Origin of the sequence: Tamlana sedimenti (genome assembly GCF_038148895.1) — a bacterium.
In the GTDB taxonomy this organism is placed as follows: domain Bacteria; phylum Bacteroidota; class Bacteroidia; order Flavobacteriales; family Flavobacteriaceae; genus Tamlana.
Genome location: NZ_JBBVGQ010000004.1, coordinates 240,164 through 252,602, shown reverse-complemented (window position 1 = coordinate 252,602; position 12,439 = coordinate 240,164). Strand labels below are relative to the sequence as shown.

Genomic DNA, 12,439 nt, shown 5'->3' with positions numbered 1-12,439 from the left:
TTAAAAAATAGCCCAATAAAATTTCCCCTTTTGGGAAATAAGAAGGGAACACATATTATGGAAAAAGGATTCGCAGGACGCATAGCCAATTTCTTCATCAATTCAAAGTTGACCATTTTGTTGATGATAGCATTAATGATTATTGGCGTTTACAGTTCTACATTAATACCAAGAGAGGAAGAGCCTCAAATCATTGTTCCAATGGCCGACGTTATGGTTGGCTACCCAGGAGCTGGGCCAAAAGAAGTCGAAAACAGGGTTGTAAAACCTTTGGAAAAAATCATTTCCAATATTAAAGGTGTTGAGCATATCCATGCTATGGCCATGAACGGTCAAGCCATGATTATTGTTCAGTTTTATGTGGGTGAAGATACTGAACGCTCCTATGTAAAGCTTTATGATGAGTTAATGAAACATAGAGATATGTTTATTAATGGCATCTATGAACCCATGGTTAAAACACGATCTATTGACGATGTACCCATGCTGGGCGTAACACTTTGGAGTGAAACGTACGATGATTACGAGTTGCGTCAAATAGGTGAGGAACTTTCTACGGATATTAAAAAAATAAAGGATGTTTCTATAACCACGGTAATTGGTGGAAGAAACCGTCAGTTGAAGGTTATTTTGGATAAGGGCAAAATGGCAGAGTTGAATGTAGATCCGTTGAGCATTATGCAAATGGTTCAAGCCAACAATGGCAGTTCACAATCTGGTCATTTCAATGCTAACGATACCGAATATCTTTTAACAACCGGTAAATTTTTAAGTAGTGCAGATGATGTTAAAAACTTAGTCATTGGCACGTCACAAAATATGCCTGTTTACCTAAAACAAGTTGCGGAAATAAAAGATGGTCCTGAGTCGCCAGCTAACTACGTTAGTTTTGGCTATGGAAGCACAACAGATGAGGGTGTTATTCACCAATCGGAATACCCTGCAGTCACCATTTCCATATCAAAAGTAAAAGGTGCAGATGCAATGAAGATTTCTGAGAAAATCCTGGATCAAGTTGAAGACTTAAAGAAAACCTTGATTCCTGATGATGTTCATGTAGAAATCACCAGAAACTATGGTGAAACTGCATCACATAAAGTATCAGAATTGTTAATGCACTTGGGGGTTGCCATTTTAGCGGTTACGGTTTTGGTTATGTTGGCTATGGGTTGGAGAGGTGGATTAGTGGTGTTCTTTTCGGTGCCATTAACCTTTGCGCTTACACTGTTTAGTTATTATATGTTAGGTTACACGCTTAACAGGATTACACTGTTCGCTTTAGTATTTGTTGTTGGTATTGTGGTAGATGATAGTATCATTATTGCCGAAAACATGCATAGGCATTTCCATATGAGGAAGTTGCCATTCAAGCAAGCGGCTATTTTCGCCATCAATGAGGTGGGTAACCCAACCATTTTGGCAACGTTTACAGTAATTGCGGCAATCTTACCTATGGCGTTTGTATCTGGAATGATGGGACCATATATGAGCCCGATGCCTATTGGAGCATCTATTGCCATGATGCTATCGTTATTTGTAGCTTTAACGGTAACGCCATACTTAGGGTTTCATTTGCTTAAAGTGAAAGATAAAGAAGAGCATAAAGAGGAACAAGGTTTAGAGACTAGTAAAATTTATAAAATCTACAAAAAGGTTGAAGAACCATTGTTGGAAAGTAAATCCAAAAGATGGTCTATGATGGGAATAACTGTGGTTTTATTGCTGGTTTCTGTGTTGGCATTCTTTACCAAATGGGTGGCTGTAAAAATGCTTCCTTTTGATAACAAGAATGAAGTTCAAATTGTTATTGATATGCCGGAAGGCACAACTTTAGAGCGTACAGGAGCCGTTGCAAAAGATATTGCCCAATATTTAAAATCGGTTCCGGAGGTAGTTAATTACCAAAGTTATGTTGGGTCTTCGGCACCAATTACATTCAACGGTTTGGTACGTCATTACGATTTACGAGGAGCGAGCAATACAGCTGATATTCAAGTAAATTTATTGCACAAAGCCGAAAGGGATGCACAAAGTCATGATGTAGCAAAACGTATTAGACCTGAAATCCAGAAAATTGCCCAAAAGTACAATGCCAATGTAAAAATTGTTGAGGTGCCGCCAGGACCTCCAGTGCTATCAACTATAGTAGCTGAGGTTTATGGACCTGATTACGACGGACAAATAAAAGTGGCGAAACAAGTTGAGCAAATTCTTCAAAAAACCGATGACGTGGTGGATATCGATTGGATGGTTGAAGCACCACAAACGGAGTACAAAATTGAGGCTGATAAAGAAAAAGCCATGTTAAATGGTGTGGTTCCGCAACAAATTGTTGGAAACCTCACGTACTTAATGGGTGAGCATTCCATTGGTAATCTGTATGATGAAAAATCCAATGATGCCGTTAGTATTGTCATGAAATTGGATGATGCTGATAAAACATCGTTACAAGAGGTTACTAATCTTAAAATTAAAGGCCAAAGAGGGATGGTTCCTGTAAGCGATTTGGTAAAAATTAAACATGACACGTTGCAGAAAACCATTTTCAGAAAAGACCAAAAGCAAGTGGTTTATGTGTTGGCCGATATGGCAGGTGGATTGGAAAGTCCGGCATATGCTATTTTGGGTATGGAAGAAAAGTTGAAACAAATTAAACTTCCAAAAGGCTATAACATTAATGAATTGTACATGAACCAACCTGATAATGAAGATGATTACACCGTAAAATGGGATGGTGAATGGCAAATTACCCTTGAAGTTTTTAGGGACTTGGGTGCCGCATTTATGGTGGTTATCATCATTATTTATATGCTGATTGTTGGGTGGTTCCAAAATTTTAGAACACCAATAGTAATGATGGTTGCCATTCCGTTGTCGTTAATAGGTATTGTATTTGGCCACTGGTTGTTGGGGGCATTCTTTACAGCCACCTCATTTATTGGTATGATTGCTTTGGCTGGCGTTATGGTTAGGAATTCAGTATTGTTGATTGACTTTATTGAAATTCGTTTGAACGAAGGTGTGCCTATGAAACAAGCCATAATAGAAGCGGGAGCCGTAAGAACAACACCAATTTTGTTAACTACGGGAGCTGTGGTTATCGGCGCCGTAATCATCTTATTTGACCCGATTTTCCAAGGATTGGCAATTTCATTAGTGTTTGGTGCTATTGTGTCAACATTGCTTACACTTTTGGTTATTCCACTGATTTATTACATAACGGAAAAGAAAAACTGGGAAAACAACACTATTGAATCTGATGACGAAGGCATTGAATAATTCCCATCAATGATAACTTTAAAAATTTAAAAAATGAAACTCATACTTATAACTGCAATAGAAGAATTTGAAAAAGACGTAAAGAAAATTCTAAGCCATTCGGGCGTAAAGTCTTTTTCATATCAAGAGGTGAAAGGCCATAAAAATGATAGCGATGGCACCATTGATAATTGGTTTGTGTCCAGTCACAACGAATTTAATTCATTGTTGTTTACCGTATTTATAGCATGTGAATGCGTTGAAGACATTTATAAACGTGTTGAAAAATTTAATGCCAAGCAAGAAAGCTTATCTAAAATACATTTGGCAACATTAGAAATATCAAAATCAATTTAACGGATAATAAAAATGAAAAATAGAATAGTACGCGGTATAGCAGGAACATTTATTTTAGTAAGTCTTTTGTTGGCTATTTACGTCAACATCAATTGGCTTTGGTTTACCGCTTTTGTGGGGGCCAATTTATTGCAGTCCTCATTAACAAAATGGTGCCTTATGGATACCATTTTGGAGAAGGTTTTTAAGGTGAGGGATTGATTGTGTTTTGGGATTTTGTTTAACCACAAGATTTGGTTTTTGGTTAGTTATTTTTGGTTAAACATTATTGATAGCAATTTTGGTGGATTCGGTAATAATTGAATCCACCTTGATTGCAGTTACTCGTCGAGGTTAGTTCAATTTTTATTGAGGTTATTTAAGAAAAAAGCCGAAGTATAACTTCGGCTTATAAAATTAAAACTTGATTAAGCATCAACAAGTTCTGCAACGCCTATATACTCTTTAAAGAAGGGCACCAATTGTGCCACAGCTTCGTCAAGATATTTTGGAATATCATACAATTTCATATGGTTTGCTCCTTCAACAATGTGCATTTGCTTATTGTCTGTCCCTGCTCGTTTCATTAAATCATCACTCATCCATTTAGATTCCGCAACGCTACCTGCAACCACAAACAAGGGTTGTGTTAAAAATACTTCAGCCATATTAAAGGCGTCATAGGTTACTAATTGCGTTAAGCTCCTGGCAGTGCCATAACCTGGAGAAGTTGGGCATTGCGCTCTATCGGTGTGGTAATACTCCCAAGCTTCTTTTAAATCGGTGTATGGCGTGTCCTCTTTTTTCATCGGTGCCATAGGCATTTGCACTATCTCGCTTCCGTTGGCTTCTTGTGAGCGAGCAGAAGCTCCATATTCCAGCCATTTAATGGAATTCTTCATATCTTGGTCACCTAACCAACCTTTGCTAAACATGTGACCGATATTAACGGCACTTACAGTTCCTACAGCTTTTATGCGCTTGTCGTTAATGGCAGCGTTAACCGTATAACCACCACCGGCACAGATTCCCCAGGCACCTATGCGCTCGTTATCGACATAAGGTAATGTTGTTAAATAGTCAATGGCTGAACTAATATCTTCCGTTCTGATATATGGATTTTCTAATTGACGTGGCTCTCCACCGCTTTCACCTTGGTAAGAAGCATCTGTTACAATGGTAACAAAACCGTGTTCTGAAAACTTTCTACCATAAATACCTGCAGTTTGTTCTTTTACACCGCCTCCTGGATGTGTCAAAACTATTGCAGGATATTGTTTGTTTTGATCAAAATTATTTGGAAGGTCTAAATAAGCAGACATGGTTAGTCCGTTATTTGTGTTCTTGTAAGAAATCTTTTGTTGTGACATAATATGGATATTTTTAAGATTAATATTTAATTACAATCCAAAATTACCTCATAACAAGAACTTTACAGTGGAAGATTTACTGATAAAAAAGAAACATTTTACGGATGGATGATTTTTTGACTATTTTTTAACCTTTTGCTTAGCCCTAAACTGTTTTGGGGTTTGTTGTGTTTGCTTTTTAAAGAACTTGGCAAAATAATTAGGGTAGTCAAAACCTAACTCAAAGGCTATTTCGGCATTGGTCAGGTTGCTTTCAATAAGTAGTTTTTTGGCACTGCTGGTTATATGCTCATGAATGGTTTCAATGGCAGATTTATGGGTGTATGTTTTTAAAACATCACCAAGATAATTGGGTGTTAGCTTCATTTTTTCAGCAAAATAGTGTACGGTTGGTACACTCTCAACGCTATCTTTGTAGTAATCTCGAAGCAATTGCTGGAACTCACTTACTATATAGTTGTATTTTTTTGTTTCGGTAGCAAACTGCCTTTTGTAGAAGGACTCTACCAAATTTAGAATTAAGTTAACATAAGCCAACAATACATTTTGATAGGTATTTTCGCTATTGGATTTCTGAATAAGGCTTTCGTAAAGCAAAACAACTTCTTTTTCCTCCTGCTTTGATAAAAATAGGGCTTCATGATAACCATATTCCAAAAAATTCTGGAACAGATAGCGGTTTTTTTCAATGGCCTCTTTTGACAGTTGAAGATAATAACCTTCAAATTGATCGGTTAATTCCCATTCGTAAGGTTTCCCGGGACTATTGAAAAATACGGCAGTTATAGGTTTTGGGTTTTTTGAGTCAAAATCAGGTAAATCAGGATTAATATAATTGGTTTTAAAGGAAATTCTGTAAAAATCAATATAAATTTCTTGAGATTTTAATAAGGTTGTTTCTGGATACTTTCCAATATCTATATGCTCGTTTATTGGCTCTGGAACACCAATAAAACTATTGAATAATTTGAAGTCTGTAAATGTATTTGTTTGCATTTTAGTTAGTTGAAAATTCTATAAAATCAAGCTAAAAAACCTTGCTAATCAATTTTTATGGAGGTCATCGTTAATGAGCCACCAACAGGTTTGTCATTAAAAATGGCAACAGCCTCATTTTTTTCTTTTAGCCCCAACGTATAAATAAGCGGTAAAAAGTGTTCAGGCGTGGGTATGGCCAAATCAAAAGCTCTTCCTTGCTTTTTGAAATTAACCAGGTTTTGGTGGTTGCCGTCCAAAATATAGGCTTTCATTTTTTCGTTGGCTTCGGTAGCCCAATCATAGGCATAAGGTTCGTTAAGTTTATTCCAAGCCACCATTCTTAGGTTGTGCACCATGTTTCCGCTACCAACAATAAGCACGCCTTTTTGCCGTAAACTGGCTAGTTCTTTGGCCAATTCGTAATGGTATTGTGGTGGTTTGGTGTAATCAATGCTCATTTGTATTACTGGAATATCAGCATTGGGGTAAAGATGTTTTATAACGCTCCACGCACCGTGGTCCAATCCCCATTTATCGTCCAAACCAACTTCTGTTGAGGTAACGATGCGTTGGGTTTCCTTTGCCAATTCGGGGCTTCCGGGCGCAGGATATTGCACATCGAACAACGCTTGTGGAAAACCGCCAAAATCATGAATGGTACGCGGGTGTTCCATGGCCGTTACAAAAGTGCCGTTGGTTTCCCAGTGTGCCGAAATGCATAAAATGGCATTGGGGCGAGCCAATTCCTTTCCAATTTTCCTAAAGGATTGTACAAACTCGTTTTCTTCAATGGCGTTCATGGGGCTGCCGTGCCCCAAAAACAACACGGGCATTTTACTGGTGTTGTCCAAGTTTGATGTTATTTTGTTTAAATTACTTAGGGTCATAGAGCTTGCTAATATTGGTAAACTTGCCAAGGTTAATAAAAAATCTTTTCGTTTCATAGCTCATAAGGAAGAGTGTTAATTTGGCCGAATAAGTTCTAAATTTAATGAAATAATCGATTGTCACCTTGAGCATTGGTTGAAAAGAAAATGTTTTTTCTTTGAAAGCACCTTGCAAAGCAAGTCGAAAGGTTTAATCATTTCGCTATATTAAATAGGTTTCGACTTTAGTTTATTTGAGCGGAGCCGAAAGGCTCAACCTGGCAAAATTAAATAATTACAAGAAAAGGTTGAATTCCTTTTTAATGGTTCGGAATTCAACCTTTTTAAAAAACTTCAAAAAGTTTTCTATGGTTGCTTTTTAAATCTTTTTCTGCTTGTTGATTTCGTCCTGCAGTTGGCGTCTTACTTTTTGTTCGCGCTCCAAGGCTGTTCTGCGGTGCTCGTCAAATTCTTCCTCAATTTCAGCAAGTGCTTTTTTGGCGTCGCGTGTAATGGCATTACTGTTTTTGAATTTATAGATGAATAAAAGGAGTAAAGCCAAAAGACCTGCAATGATGGTCCACATTAGCGCATTGTAACCTGTTTTGCTCATTTGCATACCAAAAAGTGCCATGCTGTCTTTTTCAGTATTGGTTTTATCTAAATTTTCCTTTGTATTGGCCAAATTGGCTTTTAAATCTGAAATTTCATTGGCCTGAGATTTTACAACGGCTTGGGTTTCAGCAAGATTTTTATGGACTGTTTTAAGGGAATCAATAGTGTGCGCCCGTAAAGTTAAAAACATACTAAGTTTTACAGCTTCGTAGGCTTGGCCATTGGTACCTTTAAAGTTACCGGATTTCCTAAGAATATATTCGAATTGATTATCAATGGTGCCACTATTTAAGGATAGGGCTTCTTCTTGGTCGTCGTTAGATTGTGAAAATGAGGCTATTGAAATTAAACAAGTACATACGACAACGAAGAGGGTTTTGATAGGATTCATTTTTTGGTTTGATTTTAATGGTTGTATTTGGTTTGCCAATTTATAAAATTATGATTATAAATCATTTAAAAAGCCTCATTTTATGAGGCTTTTTTTATATACGAATCAAAATTTAATTTAGATGTTCAATTTTAATAATATGTATAACGCCTAACCTTGGCAATATATTTTGCAAGTCGAACAACTTGATGGCTATAACCATATTCGTTGTCATACCAAATATAAAGGATGATGTTTTTACCATCTTTACGCACAATAGTCGCTTTGCTATCATAAATTGAAGGTGCCGAACTGCCAACAATATCGCTGGACACCAATTCATCGCTCAGCTCATATTTTATTTGTTCTACTAAATCGCCTTCTAGGGCATACTTTTTCAAAATGGTATTAACACCATCCAACGAAGTTTTGTTTTCAAGTTCTAAATTTAGAATGGCCAATGAACCGTTAGGAACCGGAACCCTTATGGCATTTGATGTTAATTTGTCTTCCAAACTTGGTAAAGCTTTGGCAACTGCGTTACCGGCACCGGTTTCCGTAATGACCATATTTAAGGCTGCGGCCCTACCACGGCGGTATTTTTTATGGAAATTATCCACCAAATTTTGGTCGTTGGTATAGGCATGGATGGTCTCTAAATGACCACTTTTTACACCAAAAGAATCTTCAATAGCCTTTAAAACTGGGGTTATAGCATTTGTGGTGCATGAAGCTGCCGAAAAAATATTTAGTTTATCCGGATCATGCTGTAGATGGTTAACCCCATGCACAATGTTTGGAACATCTTTTCCAGGAGCGGTCAATAAAACCTTGTCAATTCCTATAGATTTTAAATGTCTGCTTAAACTGGGTTTATCCCGAAAAGCGCCTGTATTGTCAATGACCAAAGCGTTTTTGATGTCATAAGCTGTATAGTCTATATCTTCAGGGGCGTTTGCCGAAATAATATGAACGGTGGTGCCATTTATAATCAAAGACTTGTTTTTTACATCAATGGTAACTGTTCCTGGAAATTCGCCATGAACAGAATCATTACGAAGCAGAGCTGCTCGTTTTTCCAAGATGGTTTCATTCAATTCACCACGGGTTACAATGGCCCTTAAACGTAATTGGCTTCCCTTCCCGGTACGCACCATAAGTTCGCGCGCTACCAATCTTCCTATTCTACCAAAACCATAAAGCACAACATCTTTTGGTTCAATTTCGCCATATTTTGAAGCGTCCCTTAACTTTGAAGCGACAAACTGTGTGGCATTGCTTTGACCGTTATCTTCCAAATGAAACTCATAGGTGAGTTTGCCAATATCCAATTTTGCGGGAGCAAGATTCAGGGCTTTGATGGCTTGGGCAATTTCTACAGAATCGAAAATGGAAATGGGTTTTTGAACAAATTTCCCAGCGTATTCGTGTAAGTTTAAAATCTGGCTAACATTTCTGTCGATTAACTGATTTCTAAAAAGCACCAATTCAATGGACCTGTCATACCACAAATCGCTTACAATTTTTATAAATTCTACTGTTGCTTTTCGCCGGTCTGACTGAAAGGCTAATTCTTTTTCATAAGTTTTGTTGGAAACCATAGTTTATGTGTTTAGTATAGTGAAGCATATATAAAAATACCTTATTTCAAACGTTTTCGTAAGATATGTCGTAAAAAAATCGTTAATCTGTAAATTAGGGGCGATGAGCCAAATTTTTCCACCATTTTTATCGAGAATCTGCAAAAAAATAACCCTCCAAAAATTTTATTCCGAAGGGTTATTAACAACCATGAAACTAATTATCTAAAATTGTAGCGTTCTTTTTCGCCGTTAGAGTTTATGAGCTCAATTCTGAGAGGCTCATAGGGCGACCTGTTCTTAATTGCTTCTTGGGCATCATCAACAGAATTTATTTTGACATCGTTTATTGAAGTAATAATTGAGCCTTCTTCAACGCCGTTCTTCTTCCAATAAGACTCGTATTCATTATTCAATTCAATTATTTTTACACCATTCGATGCTTTTACTTTTTTCAAGTCTTCTTTTTTGGCATTTTTAACCCGGCCTACCAACGGTAATGTAATGGTTTCGTTTCTTGTTAAGGTAACGGCAACTGTTCTTAATTCACCGTCTTTTGATAGTGTTAAATTAACCACATCGCCCGCTCGTCTGGCACCAATATGCCCAGTTAAATCAGCAAATTTTGAAACTTTAATATAATCAATCTCTTTGATGATATCACCTTTTTGGATGCCTGCTTTCTCTGCTCCAGAATCTTCAACAACACTATCTACGTAAATACCTTCGGTGTCATTTATGCCCAGTTCATCAGCAATTTTGCTATTTAATGCTCCACCAGTAATACCCAAAATGCCGTTCTGTACATTTCCGTATTCCATAATATCTTCAATAACTCTTCTGGCAATATTGCTGGGCACAGCAAAAGAATACCCAATGTAAGAACCTGTTTGAGAGGAAATAGCCGTGTTGATTCCAACCAATTCTCCTTTTGTGTTTACAAGCGCACCTCCAGAATTTCCGGGATTAACCGCCGCATCAGTTTGAATGAATGATTGGGTATATTTTCCTGAAGGATCTAGATTTCTTGACTTTGCACTAATAATACCAGCTGTAACAGTTGAGGTTAAATTAAAAGGATTGCCAACCGCCAATACCCATTCGCCTATTTTAGCATTATCGGAGTCTGCAAAGGTAACATAAGGCAAATCTTCATCGGCATCAATTTTTAGTAGAGCAATGTCTGTTTTGGCGTCAGAGCCTATTATTTCCGCCTTATATGTTTTATTGTTATTTAAAGTTACTGATAATTCATCAGAATTATTGATGACATGGTTATTGGTGATGATGTAGCCGTCAGCATTAATAATTACACCAGATCCTGTACCCATTTGAGCACGCTGCGGACTTCTTCCTGAAAATAAATCCTGCAAAGTCATCTGTCCAGAACTAATGGTTACGTTCTTAACATGAACTACAGCATTCACCGTGTTTTCTGCAGCAATAGTGAAATCTGGAGCTTCATCCAAATTAGATAAACTTAAGTTGCTTGTGGGTAAAAATGTAGGTGTTGTATTTTCCTGAGCCACGATTACGGGCTTTTCGTCTTCTAAAAAAAGTTTGTAGGAGCCTAATGTAAAAATACCACCTAAAGCCGAAACTAATACTAATGTTATAATCTTCTTCATAATTTGAATTTAAGTTTTATTTACAACGATTAAAATTAAATATTTATTGAATTTTGAATTTTTATTTAACGATTTTTAACTTCTATTTTAACGACACCTTAACAATCAATAAAACGTTATAATATTTATATCTTTGTGCCAAATTATGCAACAGACTTTTTATAAATATCAAGGAACGGGAAACGATTTTGTGATGATTGATAATCGTCAGCAAACGTTCGACAAAAACAATACCAAACACATTAAAAGCTTGTGCGATAGACGTTTTGGCATAGGTGGAGATGGGCTTATTTTGTTGGAAAACCATGATTCGTTGGATTTTAGGATGGTTTATTACAATGCTGATGGAAATGAAAGTACCATGTGCGGAAATGGTGGACGTTGTTTGGTGGCTTTTGCAAACCAATTGGGCGTTATAAAAAATGAGTGTACGTTTGAAGCCATTGATGGGCTACACCATGGCTCAATCAACAATGGAATTGTAAGATTGCAAATGCTAGATGTAGATAAGGTGGAAAAGTATGAAAACCACGTTTTTTTAAACACGGGCTCGCCACATCATGTGCAGTTTGAAAATGACATCCAAGATTTTGATATAAAAACCCTGGGGTCTAAAATTAGATATGGCCAGCCGTATAATCAAATCGGGACTAACGTCAATTTTGTAAAAAAAATATCGGACGATTCGTTTAGGGTTCGCACCTACGAAAGAGGCGTGGAGGATGAAACTTTGTCTTGCGGAACTGGTGTTACTGCCGTTGCCATTGCCATGCATTATATTGGTGAAACAGAAAAAAATCTTATCAACCTTAAAGTTGAAGGTGGCGATTTAAAAGTAAGCTTTGATGTTGAAAATGGCACATACAAAAATGTTTGGCTTATTGGTCCGGCGACTTTTGTTTTTAAAGGTACAATATGAAAACGCTAAAGGGTGAAAACATATTTTTACGTGCTTTGGAACCCGAAGATTTAGAGTTTGTGCATGCCATTGAAAATGACGAATCCGTTTGGGAAATCAGTAACACACATACGCCATATTCCAGATTTTTGATTAAACAGTACTTGGAGCAGGCACATAAAGATATTTATGAAGCCAAACAATTAAGACTGGTCATTTCAAGTTATGAAAATGTAACCATCGGTCTGATAGATTTGTTTGATTTCGATTTCAAAAATAAAAGGGCCGGTATTGGTATTTTGGTAAAATCGCCAAACGACAGATTGAAAGGATATGGAAAGGAGGCCCTTAAATTATTGGTCAACTACTGTTTCACGCATTTGGGCCTGCATCAATTATATTGTAACATTTCAGAAGAAAATGAGGCCAGTCAAAAGCTTTTTAAGAGCCAAGGATTCAAGGAAGTAGGATTGAAGCGCGACTGGAATGTCATAAACGGAGGTTATAGAAACGAATATTTATTTCAGCTTATAAACTAAT

At 37.0% G+C, this 12,439-nt stretch carries 11 protein-coding genes; 5 read left to right on the top strand and 6 right to left on the bottom strand.

All coding sequences use genetic code 11. The features are described 5' to 3' along the window. Nucleotides 1-57: 57 nt before the first annotated feature. From WJN01_RS11460 to WJN01_RS11450, 3 genes are read left to right on the top strand one after another with little or no spacing between them, the layout of a single operon-like run. Nucleotides 58-3,279, top strand: coding sequence for an efflux RND transporter permease subunit (locus WJN01_RS11460; protein WP_445197481.1), 3,222 nt, complete (start codon nt 58-60; stop codon nt 3,277-3,279). 33 nt (nt 3,280-3,312) lie between these two features. Beyond that, entirely contained in the window at nt 3,313-3,615 is a 303-nt protein-coding gene (locus WJN01_RS11455) for a hypothetical protein (RefSeq protein WP_445197301.1), read from the top strand. Nucleotides 3,616-3,627: 12 nt separating this feature from the next. Next, a complete protein-coding gene (locus WJN01_RS11450; RefSeq protein ID WP_445197300.1) occupies nt 3,628-3,816 on the top strand; it encodes a YgaP family membrane protein in 189 nt (62 codons plus the stop codon). Between the two features lie 206 nt (nt 3,817-4,022). On the opposite strand, the gene WJN01_RS11445 is transcribed toward WJN01_RS11450, so the two are convergent. The 6 genes from WJN01_RS11445 to WJN01_RS11420 form a co-directional block, all read right to left on the bottom strand. Then, nucleotides 4,023-4,964 carry an alpha/beta hydrolase gene (locus WJN01_RS11445; RefSeq protein WP_445197299.1) on the bottom strand — a complete coding sequence of 314 codons (942 nt, stop codon included), beginning with the start codon at nt 4,962-4,964 and terminating at the stop codon, nt 4,023-4,025. Between the two features lie 120 nt (nt 4,965-5,084). Then, entirely contained in the window at nt 5,085-5,960 is an 876-nt protein-coding gene (locus WJN01_RS11440) for a helix-turn-helix domain-containing protein (protein ID WP_445197298.1), read from the bottom strand. Nucleotides 5,961-6,004: 44 nt separating this feature from the next. Continuing rightward, nucleotides 6,005-6,829 (bottom strand): 4,5-DOPA-extradiol-dioxygenase, encoded by an 825-nt coding sequence (gene ygiD, locus WJN01_RS11435; RefSeq protein WP_508493504.1) that lies wholly within the window; start codon nt 6,827-6,829, stop codon nt 6,005-6,007. Between the two features lie 358 nt (nt 6,830-7,187). Continuing rightward, nucleotides 7,188-7,814 carry a tRNA (guanine-N1)-methyltransferase gene (locus tag WJN01_RS11430; RefSeq protein ID WP_445197296.1) on the bottom strand — a complete coding sequence of 209 codons (627 nt, stop codon included), beginning with the start codon at nt 7,812-7,814 and terminating at the stop codon, nt 7,188-7,190. Nucleotides 7,815-7,945: 131 nt separating this feature from the next. After that, nucleotides 7,946-9,394, bottom strand: a complete 1,449-nt coding sequence (locus WJN01_RS11425) for a glyceraldehyde-3-phosphate dehydrogenase (protein WP_445197295.1) — start codon at nt 9,392-9,394, stop codon at nt 7,946-7,948. Between the two features lie 200 nt (nt 9,395-9,594). Then, on the bottom strand, nt 9,595-11,001 hold the full coding sequence (locus tag WJN01_RS11420; RefSeq protein WP_445197294.1) for a trypsin-like peptidase domain-containing protein: 1,407 nt from the start codon (nt 10,999-11,001) through the stop codon (nt 9,595-9,597). 145 nt (nt 11,002-11,146) lie between these two features. On the opposite strand from WJN01_RS11420, the gene dapF reads away from it, so the two are divergent. Both dapF and WJN01_RS11410 read left to right on the top strand, forming a co-directional pair. After that, the gene (gene dapF, locus WJN01_RS11415) at nt 11,147-11,920 is read left to right on the top strand and encodes a diaminopimelate epimerase (RefSeq protein ID WP_445197293.1); all 774 of its coding nucleotides are present in this window, start codon (nt 11,147-11,149) and stop codon (nt 11,918-11,920) included. Next, nucleotides 11,917-12,438 carry a GNAT family N-acetyltransferase gene (locus tag WJN01_RS11410; RefSeq protein ID WP_445197292.1) on the top strand — a complete coding sequence of 174 codons (522 nt, stop codon included), beginning with the start codon at nt 11,917-11,919 and terminating at the stop codon, nt 12,436-12,438. Before dapF ends, WJN01_RS11410 begins: the two co-directional genes overlap by 4 nt. Nucleotide 12,439 lies beyond the last annotated feature (1 nt).